This is a genomic window from Streptomyces sp. NPDC057136 (assembly GCF_042670885.1).
Taxonomy (GTDB): Bacteria; Actinomycetota; Actinomycetes; order Streptomycetales; family Streptomycetaceae; genus Streptomyces.
The window spans coordinates 22,169-38,731 of the sequence record NZ_JBHUUV010000004.1; the positions used below are offsets into that span (position 1 = coordinate 22,169).

A 16,563-nucleotide genomic window follows, 5' to 3' on the forward strand; every position below is an offset into this window, starting at 1 on the left:
CTGGAAGCGGTCTCATTTTTCTATCGTTGAAAATTCTCCGTGCATGACCGTAGTCAGGTGTTTGGGACTGTGGCTCAATGTTCGTCCATGTGCAGTGCCTCGCGGGTCGAGGCACTCCGGCTTCTTCGATGAGGACGACGCCTTGAGACGACAACCAGCCCGCCCCCGCACGTTGTTCAGGACCCTCGCCTGTACGGCAGCGCTTCTGCTCCCCCTCGGAGCCACACTGATCCCGGCCGCCGCTGCAGCCCCTCCCACCGGCGCCACCACCGCCTCCGCCTTCGTGACGGAGGACCCCTCCATAGAGGTGAACGGCCTCAAGGGCGAGTACTTCGCCATGTCCGCTCCGGGCGCACGCGACTTCGCCGAACTGGGCGGTGTGGCACTCGACCCGGAGATCAACTTTCCCGGGCTGACCGGCGCCTTCGAGTCCGCCACCGGCAAGACCGAGCACACCACCGCTCGCTGGACCGGACAGATCGAGGCCCCCGAGACGGGCGACTACACCTTCGCGGCCATCGGTGACAACGGCTTCCGTCTCTTCATCGACGACAAGCCGGTCATCGACCACTGGGTTCCCGATTGGGACAAGGAGCAGACCAGCAAGCCGGTCGCGCTGAACGCCGGCGAACCCCACGAGTTCCGGCTGGAGATGTTCCAGGACATCGGCGGGGCCAACATGTTCCTGCGCTGGTCGAGCCCGGAACTCGCCAAACAGATTGTGCCCGAGTCCGCCTTCACCCCGCCGGCCGACTTCGAGGTCTACCCCGTCGCCCTGACCGCCGCCGAGGACGGCCGGAAACTGCAGGCGACCTTCGCAGGCGAGGTGGCGGACGTAGAGGGCGTGAAGGACCACCTCGTGATCGAGGCGGACACCACGCCGATGCCGGTCACGTCGGTCACCAGGGCGTCCGACAACCCGAACGCGCTTCTCGTCACCCTTGCCGAGCCCATCCAGAAGGACCAGCAGGTCCGCGTGGCGTACGACGGTGAGGGTGGCCTGAAAAACGGCGACGAGACCGTCCCGGAGATCAGCCGCAGGGCCAAGAACCTCTCCACGCAGAGGCTGCTCACCCCGTGGGGCGAGAAGCTCGACCGGCAGAACCCGCTGCCCGAATATCCCCGCCCGCAGCAGGTGCGTGACCAGTGGAAGAACCTGAACGGACCGTGGGAGTTCGCCGGGGCGACCGCGGGTGAGCAGCCGGTCTTCGGCAAGTCGCTCGACGAGCGCATCACCGTGCCGTTCCCCGTCGAGTCGCAGCTGTCCGGACTCGAGAGCCACGAAGACCACATGTTCTACCGCAAGCTCGTGACCGTGCCCAAGAGCTGGTCGGTCGGCAAGAGCGGCGGCAGCGCGAAGCGCCTGAAGCTCAACTTCGGCGCCGTCGACTACCAGGCACGGGTGTGGGTCAACGGCAAGCAGGTGGCCGAGCACACCGGCGGGTACACGGCCTTCAGTGCCGACATCACCGACGCCGTCAAGGGCAGCGGCCCTCAGGAGATCGTCGTCGCGGTCACCGACACCACCGGACGCGACCAGCCCACGGGCAAGCAGTCCAGCAACCCCGGCGGCATCTTCTACACCGCGTCCTCCGGCATCTGGCAGACCGTCTGGATGGAGCCCGTCGCCCCCGCCGCGGTCGACTCCCTCAAGACCACACCCGACATCGACAAGGGACGACTGGCTCTGACGGTCAACTCCGAGGACGCGACCGGGGCCGCCCGGATCACCGCCGTCGCGCGTGACAAGAAGGGCAAGGTCGTCGGCCGTGTCACCGGACCGGCCAACCGTGAGCTGAGTCTGCCGGTCGCGAAGCAGCACCTCTGGACGCCGGACGACCCCTACCTCTACGACCTCGAAGTCACTCTGCGGGACGGCAGGTCGAAGGACACCGTCGACAGCTACTTCGGCATGCGGTCCTTCGGCGTCGAGAAGGTCGGCGGCTACCCGAAACTGGTCCTCAACGGGAAGCCGTTCTTCTCCCTCGCCCAGCTCGACCAGGGCTTCTACCCCGACGGGCTCAACACCGCGCCCAGCGACGCCGCCCTCGTCTTCGACCTCAAGACGCAGAAGGACCTCGGCTTCAACGCCGTACGCAAGCACATCAAGGTCGAGCCCGCCCGCTGGTACTACCACGCCGACCAGCTGGGTCTCCTGGTGTGGCAGGACTTCGTCTCCGGCGACCTCACGGGGGAGAAGGGCCACAAGGCCTTCCTCGACCAGGGTGCCGAGATGATGGAACAGCTGCACAACTACCCCTCGATCGGCGGATGGATCGTCTTCAACGAGGGCTGGGGCGAGTGGGACCGCACCGAGACCGGCCGGATCACCGAGTCCGTCGAGGCTGCCGATCCCTCCCGGGTCGTCAACGCCCACAGCGGCGTCAACTGCTGCAACTCCAAGGGTGACAGCGGCAAGGGCGACATCATCGATCACCACGACTACAACAACACCGACGCCCCCTTCCCGGACCACCGGGCCGCGATGGACGGGGAACACGGCGGCTTCACCCTGCGCACCCCCGGACACATGTGGCCGGGCACCCCGACGGTGATCTACAGCGGCGTCGCCGACAAGGCCGCCCTCACCGCCAAGTACGTCGAGAACACCCGGAAGTACTACCTGGAAGCGGCCGGCGCCGAGCTCTCCGGATCCGTTTACACCCAGGTGACCGACCTCGAGAACGAGCTCAACGGGCTCTGGACGTACGACCGCCGGGACATCAAGGTCGACCAGGCACAGGTGCGGAGGATCAACGAAGAGGTCATCGCGGCGGGTGCCGCCGCCGGTGAGCGGGACGCGGTCAAGGGCGGCGGCGCCTGGTCCCTCGACGAGAACAAGGGCACCACGGCGGCCGACAGCGGGCCCAATCGCAAGGACCTCACCCTCACGGCGGGCGCGTCCTGGACGGCGGGGGTGCACGGCTCGGCCCTGAAGTTCGACGGTAAGGGACAGTACGCCGAGACGAGCGGCCCGGTGGTCGACACCACCGGTGACTACACCGTGTCCGCCTGGGCGTCCCTGGACGCGCGCCCGGGCAACTACGCCACCGTCGTGAGCCAGGACGGCCGCCGCACGGAGAACCCGTTCTACCTCCAGTACGGACAGGGCGCGTTCGCCTTCTCCACGCCCGGCGGCAACCGGGCCCGGCTCGAAGTGACGCCCGAGCCCGGCCAGTGGTACCACCTCGTCGGCGTGCGCAGCGGCGACCAGATCAAGCTGTACGTCGACGGCAAGCTCGCGGCCACCGCCGCGGCCGGGTCCGCCGATGTCAGCACCGGCGCGCTCTCCGTGGGCCGCGCCAGGTGGTCGGGCGGCAACACCGACTTCTGGAACGGCTCCATCGATCAGGTACGGGTGTACGACAAGGCGCTGACCGACCATGAGGTGACCGCACTCCACGACGGCGAACAGCCGTAGGACTCAAGCGCCCAGGACCGCTCCCGGCAGTGTGCGCGAGCCCGCGCTGCCGGGAGTCCGGCCTGTCCGGTGCGCGCCGGTGCCCACGGGCCCCGGCCGGGCAGGACGGCGAGAGGCCCCAGGCCGGTCACACGGGGGAGAGGTCGCCCCCGGTGCTCTGTCCGGCGTCGCGGCCGGTTACCGCGAAGTCCCATATCCCGTTGAGATTCGCCCAGTCCGGGCGGGTGAGCTGGGGGCGGGGGTATTCCGGAAGCGGCTTGTCCACGGGAAGCTGGCCGGTCCACGGGGTGGTCATCGGGGAGGGCTTCGGCGTCCAGGCCGAGGTCGCGGCCTGGACGGAGGGCGCGCCGGCACCGGCCAGCGCGGTTGCGACGAGGGCCAGCAGCCCCGTGCCGGCGGTTAAGCGTCTCCACCACGACCTGCGGCCGGGCATACGAATAGTGGCCGCCGCGCGCTGCGGCCGCTATTCCTCCTGAGGCGGTCGCGGTGGTGGCCCAGCGGCCGTTCGCGGTGGCCGCGGCGGCGGTGGCCAGGGCGCCGGTCATGAGTTGTCTGCGGTTCAGGGACATCGTGGGGTTCCGCTTCTGCTCTGCCGGACAGGGAGAGGAGACCGGCCCGGACCGGGCCGGTGCCTGACGAAGGTGACCGTCGCTTCCGGGCCGACGGCACACCCCTCGCTTTCAACGTTGGAAAATTGATGTCGGCGGTATGACAGCACGCGGTCAAGCGGTGTCCAGAGGTGGCGCAGTACCTGGCGCCGGGACGGCCCGGCAGCCGGCGCCAGGAGGCAGGGGCCCGGGGCGACACATTTTGGAAACGCAACGACAACTCCCTTGCCGCCGACGCCACCCCGCCTATATAACGTTGTAAACCGAGCCGCCGAGAGGCCGCACAGGCTCTTGCGACCAGAGTTTTCCCAGCTGGAAGCGGGTCGTGAGGAATGCAGTGCCATATGCCGCCGAGCGGCCGATGCATCGTCCAGCCCTGCCCGACCGCGCGCCGAACGGCGTGCCGTCATCCCGCCAAGGAGCGTCCCGCGCATGATGACTCAGCGTCGATCCCGTACCCTCGCCGCGGCCTGCCTGCTCGCCGCAACCGCCACGCTGGCCGCCTCCGGCTGCTCGAAGTCGGAGGCCACGGACACCGCGGGCGGTGACAGCAGCCAGGGAGCTCAGGCGGCCAAGACGCCCGAGACCAGCTCCGGTGCCGGCTGCTCGCTGCAGACCTACGGCGCACCTGAGCTCGACCTGAAGGACGCGGTGGTCGGCTTTTCCCAGTCCGAGAAGGAAGCCAACCCCTTCCGTATCGCCGAGACGCAGTCCATCAAGGACGAGGCCAAGAAGATCGGCGTCAAGAAGCTGCTCACCACCAACGCGCAGTCGCAGCTGCCCAAGCAGATCAGTGACATCCAGGACATGCTCTCCCAGGGCGCCCAGTTCCTCATCATCGCCCCGCTCAACTCCGACGGCCTCGAGCCCGCGCTCAAGGCCGCCGCGGCGAAGAAGGTGCCCGTCCTCACCATCGACCGCAAGGTCAACTCCACGGCGTGCAAGGACTATGTGGCCTTCCTCGGCTCCGACTTCGTCGAGCAGGGCAAGCGTGCCGCCGACGCGATGATCAAGGCCACCGACGGCAAGGGCAAGGTCGCCATTCTCCTCGGCGCCTCCGGCAACAACGTGACCACCGACCGCACCAAGGGCTTCGTCGACCAGATCGAGGCCAAGGCCCCCGGCATCGAGATCGTTGCCCAGCAGACCGGCGAGTTCGCCCGCGACAAGGGCCAGCAGGTCATGGAGCAGCTCATCCAGTCCAAGCCGGACATCACCGCGGTCTACGCGGAGAACGACGAGATGGGCCTGGGTGCGGTCACCGCGCTGAAGGCGGCCGGCAAGAAGCCCGGCAAGGACGTCAAGATCGTCTCGATCGACGGTACCCGCAACGCAGTGCAGGCCCTTGTCAACGGCGAGTACAACGCCGTCATCGAGTCCAACCCGCGCTTCGGGCCGCTGGCCTTCGCGACCGCCCAGAAGTTCTACGGCGGCGAGGAGATCCCCGAGAACGTCATCATCACCGACCGCGCCTACGACGAGACCAACGCCAAGGAATCGCTCGGCGGGGCGTACTGATCCGCTCCTGAACCCAACGGCCCCCGCCGCCGTGGCGCTCGCACCAGGCCACGGCGGCTCCCGGGCCCTCCCCCTTGGACAGCGGAAGGCCAAGAAGACTCATGGCACCACCCGAAGCAGTACCTCAGGCACCTGCGGAGGCCGCGGCCACGGCCTCCGTCGTGCTCGAAGCCCGCTCGGTGAGCAAACGGTTCCCCGGCGTCGTCGCCCTCGACGACGTCTCCTTCTCCCTGCGCGCGGGAGAGACCCACGCACTGGTCGGGGAGAACGGCGCCGGCAAGTCCACCCTCATCAAGGTGCTGACCGGTGTGTACCGGCCCGACGGGGGCGAACTGCGGATGGCCGCCGAACCGGTCAGGTTCGCCCGGCCCTTCGAGGCGCAGCAGGCCGGTATCTCCACGATCTACCAGGAAGTCAACCTCGTCCCGCTGATGAGCGTGGCGCGCAACATCTTCCTCGGCCGCGAACCCAGGAATCGCGTCGGCCTCATCGACTTCGCCCGCATGCACCGGGAGACGAGTGAACTGCTCGACGGCTTCGGCGTACCCGTCGATCCGCGCCGCCCCCTGCACACCCTCGGCATCGGTACGCAGCAGATGGTCGCCCTCGCCCGGGCCGTTTCCGTCAACGCCCAGGTCGTCATCATGGACGAGCCCACCTCCTCGCTCGAACCGCGCGAGGTGGAGACCCTCTTCCGGGTCATCGGTAACCTGCGTGACCAGGGCATCGCCGTGCTCTACGTCAGCCACCGCATGGACGAGCTCTACCGGATCTGCGACCGCGTCACCGTCCTGCGCGACGGCTGCCACATCCACACCGGCGACCTCGCCGACCTCGACCGGATGCAGCTCGTGTCGATGATGCTCGGCCGCGACCTGGCCGAGGTGCGCCGCTCGGGCGTCACCAGCTTCGCCGCGAAGGGTCACGAAGCCGCCCGTACGCCCGTCCTCACCGCGACCGGGCTCACCAGCCGCCTCCAGCTCCACGACATATCCGTGTCGCTCTACGCGGGTGAGGTGCTCGGACTCGGTGGCCTTCTCGGCTCGGGCCGCAGCGAGACGGCGAAGGCCCTGTCCGGTGCGCTGCCGCTGGACTCGGGCGAACTCACCGTGGACGGGACCGCGTTGAAGCGGCTCACGCCGGCCGCCGCCATCCGGGCCGGCATCAGCCTGCTGCCCGAGGACCGCAAGGCCGAGGGAATCGTTCCCGGCCTCTCGGTCCGCGAGAACATCGTGCTGGCCGCCATGCCGCGCCTGTCCCGCGCCGGTATCGTCTCCCGCGCGAAGCAGGACCGGGTCGTCGACATCTTCATGAAGCGCCTGCGGATCAAGGCGTCGAGCCCCGAACAGAAGGTCGGCGAACTCTCCGGCGGCAACCAGCAGAAGGTTCTCCTGGCCCGCTGGCTCTGCCTGGACCCCAAGGTCCTGCTGCTCGACGAACCCACCCGTGGCATCGACGTGGGCGCGAAGGCCGAGGTCCAGAGCCTCATCGACGACCTCGCCCGCGACGGCCTGGCCGTCCTGCTCATCTCCTCCGACATCGAGGAACTCATCGAGGGCGCCGACCGGATCGTCGTCCTGCGCGGCGGAGCCGTCGCCGGCGAACTGGCGGGCGACGAGGTGGCCGAGAACCGGCTGCTCGAAGTGCTCGCCGACCACGCACCGGCACCGGAGGACAAGTCCCCGGCCGCTCAGAAGGACTCCCGATGACCTCGACCACCGTATCCCCGCCCGCCGGACCCGCCAGGCCCGGCACGCCCACCTCCCCGCTGGCGCGGCTCCGTGATCCGGCCTGGTACCAGGAGTACGGCGTGTACGTCGCCGTGGCGGTGTTGCTGCTCTTCAACGCGCTGTTCACCGACCACTTCATGACCGCCGACAACTTCCGCACCCAGCTCGTCCAGGTCGCCCCCATCGTCATCGTCGCCCTGGGCATGGCCCTGGTCATCGGCACCGAGGGCGTCGACCTGTCCGTCGGCTCGACGATGGCGCTCGCCGCCGCCTTCCTGCCCCTCTACCTCGGCTACGGGCTCGTGCCCGCGCTCGTCGTCTCGCTTCTGGCCGGCGCGGTCGTCGGAGCCGTCAACGGCTGTCTGGTCTCCCTCATCGGGCTGCAGCCCATCGTGGCCACGCTCGCCCTCTTCGTCGGCGGCCGCGGACTGGCCCTGGTCATGGCCGACGGCCAGCTCAAGCAGATCGTCAACCCCGACCTGCTGTCGCTGGGAACCGGCTCCTTCCTCGGCATCCCGCTGGTCGTCCTGATCGCCGCGGTACTCGCCGTCGCGGTGGCCTTCCTGGTGCAGCGCACCACCTTCGGCCGGCAGATCGTCGCGGTCGGGGGCAACCGTTCCGCCGCCGCCCTCGCGGGCCTCCCCGTCAAACGGGTCCTCATCGGCGTGTACGTGCTCTGCGGGGTGCTCGCCGCCCTCGCCGGCATCCTGGCCACGGCCCGGCTCACCGCGAGCGACCCGTCCTCGCTCGGCACCCTCATGGAACTCTCCGCCATCACGGCGGTCGTGGTCGGCGGCACACCCCTGAACGGAGGCTCCGTCCGTGTGCTCGGCACCGTGGCGGGCGCCCTGCTGATGCAGCTCCTGCGCGCCACCCTCGTCAAGCACGACCTGCCCGACTCCACCGCACAGATCGCCCAGGCGGCCATCATCATCGCCGCCGTCTACGTCGCACGGGAGCGTCGGTCCCGATGAACGAAACCTCACCCACACGCACCGTTCCGGCGCCCGCGCCGACGCCGCGGAAGACGACATCGCCCCGCCCCGCCGCGGCCGCCGGGCCGACGGACCGGCAGCGTGCCGCCGAACTCCTGCAGCGCCAAGGCGTACTCGCGGTCCTGCTGACCGTGGTGATCGCCGCCTCCTTCATCTACCCGACCTTCGCCTCGCTGGACAACGCCCGCGGCGTGACCATCCAGGCGTCGTTCCTCGCCGTGGTCGCGCTCGGCATGACCATGGTCATCATCACCGGCGGCATCGACCTGTCCGTCGGGTCGGTCTTCGCCCTGGGCGGGGTCCTCGCCGCCTGGGCGTCGCAGTACGGGTTCCTCGCCGCACTGCTCGTCCCCCTCGCCGTGTGCGGGGCGATCGGCCTGCTCAACGGGTTCCTGATCGCCCGGGGGAACATGGCCCCCTTCATCGTCACGCTCGCCACCCTGCTCGGCGCCCGGGGCCTGCTGCTCGCCCTCACGGACGAGGGCGCAACCACCTACCTGGTGCCCAAGGACTCCGCCTTCGGCGAGCTGGGCCAGGGCAGCGTCTGGGGATTCGGCTACCCGATCCTGATCGCCCTGGTCCTCTTCGGCGCCGGCGGACTCGTCGTGCAGCGCACCTCGTTCGGGCAGACGCTCTTCGCCGTCGGCGGCAGCAGCGACGCGGCCACCCTGATGGGCCTCCCCGTCGCCCGCACCAAGATCCTCGTCTACACGCTCAGCGGCCTGCTGGCCGGACTCGCCGGTGCGCTCAGCGCGGCGAGGCTGTCATCCGGCGTCACGATCGTCGGCGTCGGCATGGAGCTCGATGCCATCTCCGCCGTCGTCATCGGCGGCACGCTGCTCATCGGTGGAGCGGGCTCGATCAGCGGCACCCTCTGGGGGGTCCTGCTGCTCGCCGTCATCCAGAACCTGATCAACCAGATCGGCTCGCTCAACTCCTCGTACCAGTCGGTGGTCAGCGGGGGTTTCCTTATCGTTGTCGTGGTGGCCCAGCGTTATCTGGCGCGCAGTCGCAGAACCACCTGACCGCGAACCACCTGACCGCGAACCAGCTGTGCCGAACAGAGCCACCGACCCTAAGAGCCGAGTCGAGCCAAGGAGTGCCGTGGGCGTCAGCCTCAAGGACGTTGCGCAACGGGCGGGCGTGTCCATCAAGACCGTGTCGAACGTGGTGAACAACTATCAGCACGTCACACCCGCCATGCGCGCCAAGGTGCAACTGGCGATCGACGAGCTCGGCTACCGGCCGAACCTCACCGCACGCCACCTGCGCAAGGGACGCACCGGCATCATCGCCCTCGCCGTCCCCGAATTCGGCAACCCGTACTTCGCGGAGCTCGCCGGAGCGGTCGTCGACGCGGCCGCCCGGCACGACTACACCGTCCTGGTCGACCACACCGCCGGTCTGAGGGAGAAGGAGCTGCTGGTCAGCCAGGGATTTAGGTCCCACGTGATCGACGGTCTCATCCTCAGCCCCATCCATCTGGAGACCGAGGACCTCATGGCGCGCACCGAGACGGCGCCGCTGGTCCTGCTCGGCGAGCGCGAGTACGAGGCCCCGTACGACCACATCGCCATCGACAACGTGGCCGCCGCCCGCGACGCCGTGCGCCACCTCATCGACCACGGCCACCGCAGGATCGCCTTCCTCGGATCACGCACCGGCCGCGAACGCCAGCCCGCACACCTGCGGCTGCGCGGCTGGCGCGAGGAGCTCGCCGCCTCGGGGATCACCCCGGACGAGAACCTGGTCGTGGTCACCGACGGCTACGGCCGCGAGGACGGCGCCGCCGGCATGGCGGCCCTCCTGGACCGGGGCGAACGGCCCGACGCCGTGTTCGCGTACAACGACCTGATCGCCATCGGCGCGATGCGGACCATCACGGCACGCGGGCTGCGCATCCCGGCAGACATCGCAGTCGTCGGCTTCGACGACATCGAGGAGAGCAGCTACGGCGCCACCACGCTCACCACCATCGCCCCGGACAAGGAAGCCATCGCACGCCTGGCCGTCGACAGCCTTGTCGAACGTCTCTCCGGTGACCCGGTGACCGAACCGCGCAGGCCACGTCCCGGCTACCGCCTGGTCATCCGGGAATCCACCGCACCCGGGCCTGCCGACGCTCTTCCCAAGGACCTCTGATGCCACGCCCCACCGTGCACCGCACACCGTTCGGATCCGCCGACGGCACCCCGGTCCATCTGTGGACCCTCGACTGCGGTACGGGAGTCCGGGCCGAGATACTGACCTACGGTGCCTCGCTGCACCGCCTCACCGTGCCCGACACCACGGGCGCCACCGCCTCGGTCGTCCGTTCGCTGGCGACCGTCGACGACTACACGGCCAAGCACCCGTACTTCGGCGCCGTCGTCGGCCGCTACGCCAACCGCATCGCGCACGGTCGCTTCACCCTGGACGGGACCACGTACCACGTCCCCGCCAACGACCACGGCCACGCTCTCCACGGTGGCCCCGAGGGCTTCCACACCAAGGTGTGGGACGCGAGCGCGGACAGCACCGACGACACCGCGTCCGTACGGCTCGCCCTGCACAGCCCCGACGGCGACATGGGCTTCCCCGGGGCGCTGGACTGCACGGTCACGTACACCCTCGACGCGACCGGGACCCTGGCCATCGACTACACGTCGGTCAGCGACCGGCCCACGGTCGTCAACCTCACCAACCACGCCTACTTCGACCTGGCCGGCCACGGCGACGTCCTCGGCCACCGTCTGGAGGTCGACGCCGACACCTACGTGCCGGTGGACGGCGACGGCATCCCCCAGGGACCTCCGGCCGAGGTCCGGGGCACCCCCTTCGACCTCACCGGACCCCGCGTCCTCGGCGAACGGCTCGGCCAGGACGACGAACAGCTGCGCGCCGCAGGCGGGTTCGACCACAGCTGGGTGCTTCGCGACGCCGGTGGCCTGCGCCGCGCCGCACGGCTCACCGCCCCCCGCGCGGCCCGCGTCCTGGAGGTTTGGACGACGGAGCCCGGCATCCAGGTCTATACCGCCAACCAGCTTGACGGCTCCTTCACCGACGCCACCGGCCGCCGCCACGAACGGCACGGATCGGTCTGCCTGGAGACCCAGCACCTGCCCGACTCTCCCAACAGGCCCGACCTCCCCAGCACCGTGCTGCGCCCCGGCGACACCGCGCGCAGCCGCACCGAACTGCGCTTCCCTCACCTGGGAGCTTGATCGGTACCACGCCGGGCGGGAAAGGGCGGTGGGAGCCGACAGGCGTGACGGACACGCGAACCGCGCCTCCGCCACGCCGTGCGGGGGACACGTCCACACCGGTCACGTCGGCTGCTACCGGACGGTGAGGGTTCCGTGACTACGCACTCAGCGGCGGCCGAGGATCGGATCGCCCCCCCGGGATGCTGCCTGACGCGGCCCGTACCGGTCTTGGGGCAGTTGACCGCGCTGTGTCGCGGAGGGGGTGGTGCACGGTGCCTCGGCGGGAGGAACTGTTGCTCCCATCCCTCAACTCATCGCAATTCGTGATACTCCCTCATGAATTGCAATGTTCACCAGAATACGGTGATTAACTTCGCCAATCCTGCCGTCGTACTGGAAGTGTGTGCTCAACCCCTGCCGCCACGTCCTGCGACGGCGTACGGCTCGCGCTCGTCACCGGGGGCCGGCTGATGCTCGGAGGAGGGATAGGAATGAGAGATGTCGGGAGTTACCTCGTATCTCGCTCCACGGCCCAGATGCGTGCCACGAAGGGCGCCTGGCAGGTAAAGCACCTGTTCAGGCGCCCTTTTTCGGTGTATAGAAGAAGCCGAGCTTCTTCGGCGAGTACGACACGAGAAGGTTCTTCGTCTGCTGGTGGTACGGGGCAGTCATTCTGCTGACCAGTCAAAACGCCGACTTCTGAGCCACCTTGTGCGGTGCTGGTCCGGGTATGGCCCGGATCTTGGTCCGCATACGACGAGCAGTCGGGCTGTCTGCCGCGAGCGCTTCAGGACTCTGCGCGCGCCCGCTGCATCTCGCATCACACTAGATCGCTCGGGTGAAGTGCATGCACACCACGGGCGTGGTGTCGTCGACACTGCGCCCCTCGAGGTTCTGCCAGTAGTCGATATGGGCACGGCGCCAATGGGCGAGGTCGGTGTAGCCCTCGCCTTCGGCCTCGTCCACATACTCGGCCAGCAGGGTGGCGGTAGCGGTTTTGCCTCCCGCAAGCACAAGGGCGTTGAGTTCGTCTCGAAGGCTGCCCGGGCTACTCAGTTCAAGCGTTCTCATTCCGTTCACCCGAGGCCACATGTCGCCGAGCCTACTCATACCTTCGGTGTGTTCGGCCGCAGGGTAGGAGGGCCCGCCCGGTTCGGCGGCTGGAGCCTGTTACGGCGTTTCTTTGAGGCCGCGTGCGGTGCGCTGTTGCCTTGACCGCTGGCGGTGCCGACGGTGGTGTGTGGCCGGCGCGGGGGTGGTGCCGAGGGCCTGCTGGATGCCGGGCCGGCGGGGAGGATCAGTTCCAGGCGGTGCGGAACGTCGGGGTCGGCTCTACTGGGATGACGCGCGAGGTTGTGAGTGGCGTGCCGTGAGTCGACGCTGACCATCACCTCTCTCCGCCCAGCCGGGACCCATGTCGCGATATAGCGTTAGTCTTCTTTTCGCGCCGCTGCCCGCGTCGCGTAGGCACGTTGACAGGACCGGGACGGAAGTATGTCGGGAGAGATTTCGCCCACAGGGAAGCGCTCCGGCGCGGACTCGTCGCCCGAGCTGAGGGCCTCTCATGCCGACCGTGACCGGGTGGTGGACGTGCTGCGCATTGCCGCTGGGGACGGGCTGCTGGCCGCGGATGAGTTGGACGAGCGCCTGGAAGCTGCCCTGTCGGCGCGTACCGTCAAAAAACTGGCAGCGCTGACCGCTGACCTGCCGGCCGTGTCCGCTTCGACCGGCATGGCCGTGGCGGAAGTCAAGGACGTACTGCGAATTGAGGGCATTCACAGTGGCGCTGTCAAACGTGACGGGTGCTGGGTGGTGCCGCGGAGGCTGGAGTTGGCCACGACGTGGTGTGAGGTGACGCTCGACTTCACGCAGGCAGTGATCACGCAGGACACCTTGCGGATCGACATGAACACGGCGGGCAAGAAGCTGACGCTTGTCACCAAGCCGGGCATCGTGGTCGATGCCGGTGCCCTGAGCCTGGTGCACAGCAAGATCAAGATTCGTCAGGCTCCAGACCCCGGGACGCCGCTCACGCTGCGCGTAGAGCTGGTCGGCACGACGATGCACAGCCGCGTCGTGGTGCGGCCCGTACGGCGGACGTTGGGTGAGCGGCTGCTGCGCTAGCCCACGGCCTTGCCTTCGGGACGACGGGGCAGATCAGGGACAGTCGATTGACCACGCAGCTGCTCGACGGTCCAGTGCGTACGCAACGCCATTGAAGTGCACCGGCCCGGGTGCACCGAACCAGGATCCGGTCCGTACCGAGTGCCGGATCGATCAGGATCTTGGCGTGGACCTCGGGGTCGGCCAGGGCGGTGAACGCGGGTGCGACGCCGTCCAGTCCCGCGCGCCCGGTGACGAGGTGCGAGGCGTCGAGGGTCCCTTCGGCCAGTGCGGAGCGTGTCGCGGAACTCGAGCGGTGCGTACCCGACGGCGAACCGGAGATCCAGTTCCTTGTTCACTGGGCGGGGCGGGCCGGAGCTCTGCGCCGAGACTCGGTACGCGGGTCGGAGTCGATGGCCCGGGAATGGTCCGGATCTTGCTTTGAGGTCCTCGGCCCGCTGCTGGAGTCGTGAGGCCCCGACCGTGAGTGTCTCCAGGGCCGTGCGCGTCTCCTGTGTCGTCGCGGCGCCCGCATGCTCTGGGTGATCTTCTCCAGTGGGTCGGTGAACTGGTCCTGATCGGTGACCGGGGCCAGCTCGGCCTGCTCCAGCAGGGCGGCCTGCTGGGCGTTGGCCTCGTCGATGCCTGCGACCAGGCCCTCGTAGGCGTCCCAGTCCCGGAGGTCGCCCGTCGCGCACAACGCGGCTAAGGCGAGCCTGCCCGTGGTGAACCGTTGGGAAGGCTCGATCGCAGCCGTCGAGGAATCTCGATCGGACTCTGTTCAAGTTTCCCGCTCCTGGCTACGTTACCTCCAGTAACAGATGCGGGCCCGTCTGACGGCGCGCCACCCACTCCTGCCTCTGGAGTTCACCATGACGCGTTCCACCACCCGTCGTCCTCGCCGTCGGCGCCCCTTCGGCGCGGCCGCCCTTGTCGCCGCGGGACTGACCGCAGGCGCACTGCCCACCATCCCCGGCTCGGCCGGCGCGAGCGAGACCCCGAAGCAGGTGCGGGAAGCCGCCGCGGAGGAGCTCAAGGAGGTGTTCTTCGTCGGCAACAACTGGGAGGGCACCGCCGACGTCATCAACTCCCGTGGCGACTACGCCAAGATCGGCCGGATCAACATGATCCCCGACAAGAAGGAGCGCCTGCGGGAGATCTACCTCAATCCCGTCAAGCTCGCCTTCTTCCTCGGTATCCGGCTCGGCCCGGGCGAGGGCCACGACCAATATGTCGACGACATGTACACCACGAAGGACGGCAAGTCCGTCGTCGCCTCCCGGCCGAGTTTCGCCGACGTGGTCTCCATCGACGTGGAGAGCGGCAAGATCAACTGGCGCTTCCCGGTGTCCGGTTTCCGCTCCGATCACATGGCGGTCTCTCCCGACGGCACCCAGGTCGCCGTCTCCTCCTCCATCTCCAACACCGTGCACGTCCTCGACATGGCGACGGGCAAGGAGGCAGGCAACTTCAAGACGGGCGACAAGCCGCACGAGAACGTGTACACCAACGGCGGCAAGTACCTCTGGAACATGGCCATCGGCGAGGTCAACACCGACATGGACGCGCCCTGGCAGGACTTCACCAAGGGCGACCGCCGCATCACCATCGCCGACGCGAAGACCTTCGAGGTCAAGAAGATCATCGACATGCGCGAGCGGCTCGACGCCTTCGGCCGCAAGGACCTGTCCGACGCGCTGCGCCCGGTTGCCTTCACGCCCGACGAGTCGAAGATGTACTTCCAGCTCTCCTTCTTCAACGGCTTCGTCGAGTACGACGTGCACAACGACAAGATCACCCGAGTGAAGACGCTGCCGAAGAACCCGGACACCAGCGACGAACGCACCACCTACGTCAACGACTCCCGCCACCACGGCATGTCCATGAGTCCCCAGGGCGACAAGCTCTGCATCGCCGGGACCATGGACGACTACGTCACCGTCGTGAACCGCGAGACGCTTCAGGAGGGCCCGCTCCTCACCGCCTCCAAGCCGTACTGGGCTACCGTCAGCGGAGACGGTAAGCACTGCGTGGTGTCAGAGAGCGGCACCGACCAGGTGACGGCGATCGACTTTGCCACCGGCAAGAAGGTCACCTCGATCCCCGTCGGCGACCACCCGCAGCGGGTCCGCCTCGGCCACGTCCCCACGGACTGGACCGGCCCTACCACGGGCTGAGACGCTTCGGAGGCCAACTCTCACGCCGCTCCAACCCGAACCCGCCGCACCCGGTCTCGCCCCCGCAGGCATGACTGACATTCCTCTCGTCCTCGCGCTCACCGCGGGCATCCTCGCCTCCGTCAACCCGTGCGGCTTGGCTCTGCTCCCGCCTACCTCTCCCTCCTCGTCCTCGGCGACGACAATCTCACCAGCAAGGTCGCCGTCGGCCGGGCCCTGACCGCAACCGCTTCGATCACCGTCGACTTCGCCGCCCTGTTCGGCGTGTTCGGCCTGGTGATCCAGCCCGTCGCCGGCCAGGTCCAGGCACATCTGCCCTGGTTCACCATCGCGTTCCGCATCCTCATGGGCGCGGCCGGAGCATGGCTCTTGGCCGGCCGCCGGCTGCCCGCCCTGTTACCCAAGGTGCGACGGGCTCCCACCGTCACCCGCTCCGTCCCCTCGATGGCCCTGCTCGGCATGGCAACGGCACTGCCTCCCTGGGCTGCACCGTCACCCCTTTCCTCGCCATCGTCGTCTCCGCCTTCCGCAGCGGCTCCACAGGCGAGGGAATTCTCTTATTCGCCGCGTACGCGGTCGGCATGGGGCTGCTCGTCGGTGTCGCGTCCCTGACCGTCGCCATCACCCGCAGTACCTCGGCAGGCCACTTGCGCCGCGCCGGCGCCCTCGCGCCCCGGATCGGCGGCGGACTCCTTCTCCTCATCACCCCGCTGCTGGCCGTCCTGCTCCTGGTGGCCTGGCTGATCCACCGCCGACGAGCAATCGGACCCTACTGGTGAAGAGGCGGTGTTCTGACCGTGTGCTATTCGGTCACTCCCCGAGCGTG

The 16,563-nt window shown here is 68.5% G+C and carries 13 protein-coding genes and 1 pseudogene; 11 read left to right on the top strand and 3 right to left on the bottom strand.

All coding sequences use genetic code 11. The annotated features are described in order from the left end of the window. Positions 1–94 precede the first annotated feature (94 nt). A complete protein-coding gene (locus ACFT7S_RS06310; RefSeq protein ID WP_382727735.1) occupies positions 95–3,421 on the top strand; it encodes a LamG-like jellyroll fold domain-containing protein in 3,327 nt (1,108 codons plus the stop codon). A 157-nt stretch (positions 3,422–3,578) separates the two neighbouring features. On the opposite strand, the pseudogene ACFT7S_RS06315 reads toward ACFT7S_RS06310, so the two are convergent. Further along, positions 3,579–3,854: pseudogene (locus tag ACFT7S_RS06315) on the bottom strand (glycoside hydrolase family 2); the annotation flags it as partial. A 607-nt stretch (positions 3,855–4,461) separates the two neighbouring features. On the opposite strand from ACFT7S_RS06315, the gene ACFT7S_RS06320 reads away from it, so the two are divergent. The 6 genes from ACFT7S_RS06320 (at position 4,462) to ACFT7S_RS06345 (ending at position 11,475) form a co-directional block, all read left to right on the top strand. Then, positions 4,462–5,547, top strand: coding sequence for an ABC transporter substrate-binding protein (locus ACFT7S_RS06320; protein WP_382727738.1), 1,086 nt, complete (start codon positions 4,462–4,464; stop codon positions 5,545–5,547). Between the two features lie 101 nt (positions 5,548–5,648). Next, on the top strand, positions 5,649–7,256 hold the full coding sequence (locus tag ACFT7S_RS06325) for a sugar ABC transporter ATP-binding protein (protein ID WP_382727741.1): 1,608 nt from the start codon (positions 5,649–5,651) through the stop codon (positions 7,254–7,256). Further along, positions 7,253–8,251: an ABC transporter permease gene (locus ACFT7S_RS06330; protein ID WP_382727744.1), complete on the top strand. Its 999-nt coding sequence runs from the start codon at positions 7,253–7,255 to the stop codon at positions 8,249–8,251. The genes ACFT7S_RS06325 and ACFT7S_RS06330 overlap by 4 nt, the downstream gene beginning before the upstream one ends. Beyond that, a complete protein-coding gene (locus ACFT7S_RS06335; protein ID WP_382727747.1) occupies positions 8,248–9,297 on the top strand; it encodes an ABC transporter permease in 1,050 nt (349 codons plus the stop codon). Before ACFT7S_RS06330 ends, ACFT7S_RS06335 begins: the two co-directional genes overlap by 4 nt. Before the next feature lie 79 nt (positions 9,298–9,376). Further along, the gene (locus ACFT7S_RS06340) at positions 9,377–10,414 is read left to right on the top strand and encodes a LacI family DNA-binding transcriptional regulator (protein ID WP_382727750.1); all 1,038 of its coding nucleotides are present in this window, start codon (positions 9,377–9,379) and stop codon (positions 10,412–10,414) included. After that, complete coding sequence (locus ACFT7S_RS06345) at positions 10,414–11,475, top strand: aldose epimerase family protein (RefSeq protein WP_382727753.1); 1,062 nt, start codon at positions 10,414–10,416, stop codon at positions 11,473–11,475. The genes ACFT7S_RS06340 and ACFT7S_RS06345 overlap by 1 nt, the downstream gene beginning before the upstream one ends. Positions 11,476–12,282: 807 nt before the next feature. Here the strand turns inward: ACFT7S_RS06345 and ACFT7S_RS06350 are convergent. Further along, positions 12,283–12,528: a hypothetical protein gene (locus tag ACFT7S_RS06350; protein ID WP_382727756.1), complete on the bottom strand. Its 246-nt coding sequence runs from the start codon at positions 12,526–12,528 to the stop codon at positions 12,283–12,285. Positions 12,529–12,951: 423 nt separating this feature from the next. On the opposite strand from ACFT7S_RS06350, the gene ACFT7S_RS06355 reads away from it, so the two are divergent. Continuing rightward, positions 12,952–13,581, top strand: a complete 630-nt coding sequence (locus tag ACFT7S_RS06355) for a DUF1707 domain-containing protein (RefSeq protein WP_382727758.1) — start codon at positions 12,952–12,954, stop codon at positions 13,579–13,581. A 334-nt stretch (positions 13,582–13,915) separates the two neighbouring features. Here ACFT7S_RS06355 and ACFT7S_RS06360 read toward each other — a convergent pair whose 3' ends face one another. Beyond that, on the bottom strand, positions 13,916–14,260 hold the full coding sequence (locus tag ACFT7S_RS06360) for a hypothetical protein (RefSeq protein ID WP_382727760.1): 345 nt from the start codon (positions 14,258–14,260) through the stop codon (positions 13,916–13,918). Between the two features lie 172 nt (positions 14,261–14,432). Here ACFT7S_RS06360 and ACFT7S_RS06365 point away from each other — a divergent pair, with 172 nt between their 5' ends. From ACFT7S_RS06365 to ACFT7S_RS06375, 3 genes are all read left to right on the top strand, one after another. Next, the gene (locus tag ACFT7S_RS06365) at positions 14,433–15,737 is read left to right on the top strand and encodes a YncE family protein (protein WP_382727763.1); all 1,305 of its coding nucleotides are present in this window, start codon (positions 14,433–14,435) and stop codon (positions 15,735–15,737) included. A 129-nt stretch (positions 15,738–15,866) separates the two neighbouring features. After that, on the top strand, positions 15,867–16,349 hold the full coding sequence (locus ACFT7S_RS06370) for a hypothetical protein (protein WP_382727766.1): 483 nt from the start codon (positions 15,867–15,869) through the stop codon (positions 16,347–16,349). Continuing rightward, positions 16,319–16,516: a hypothetical protein gene (locus ACFT7S_RS06375; protein ID WP_382727769.1), complete on the top strand. Its 198-nt coding sequence runs from the start codon at positions 16,319–16,321 to the stop codon at positions 16,514–16,516. Before ACFT7S_RS06370 ends, ACFT7S_RS06375 begins: the two co-directional genes overlap by 31 nt. Positions 16,517–16,563 lie beyond the last annotated feature (47 nt).

Bases quoted from the DNA above. Each gene is read 5' to 3' on its own strand.
- ACFT7S_RS06320 (WP_382727738.1), top strand. From the start codon at position 4,462: ATGATGACTCAGCGTCGATCCCGTACCCTCGCCGCGGCCTGCCTGCTC.
- ACFT7S_RS06325 (WP_382727741.1), top strand. From the start codon at position 5,649: ATGGCACCACCCGAAGCAGTACCTCAGGCACCTGCGGAGGCCGCGGCC.
- ACFT7S_RS06330 (WP_382727744.1), top strand. From the start codon at position 7,253: ATGACCTCGACCACCGTATCCCCGCCCGCCGGACCCGCCAGGCCCGGC.
- ACFT7S_RS06335 (WP_382727747.1), top strand. From the start codon at position 8,248: ATGAACGAAACCTCACCCACACGCACCGTTCCGGCGCCCGCGCCGACG.
- ACFT7S_RS06345 (WP_382727753.1), top strand. From the start codon at position 10,414: ATGCCACGCCCCACCGTGCACCGCACACCGTTCGGATCCGCCGACGGC.
- ACFT7S_RS06350 (WP_382727756.1), bottom strand. From the start codon at position 12,528: ATGAGAACGCTTGAACTGAGTAGCCCGGGCAGCCTTCGAGACGAACTC.
- ACFT7S_RS06355 (WP_382727758.1), top strand. From the start codon at position 12,952: ATGTCGGGAGAGATTTCGCCCACAGGGAAGCGCTCCGGCGCGGACTCG.
- ACFT7S_RS06365 (WP_382727763.1), top strand. From the start codon at position 14,433: ATGACGCGTTCCACCACCCGTCGTCCTCGCCGTCGGCGCCCCTTCGGC.
- ACFT7S_RS06375 (WP_382727769.1), top strand. From the start codon at position 16,319: ATGGGGCTGCTCGTCGGTGTCGCGTCCCTGACCGTCGCCATCACCCGC.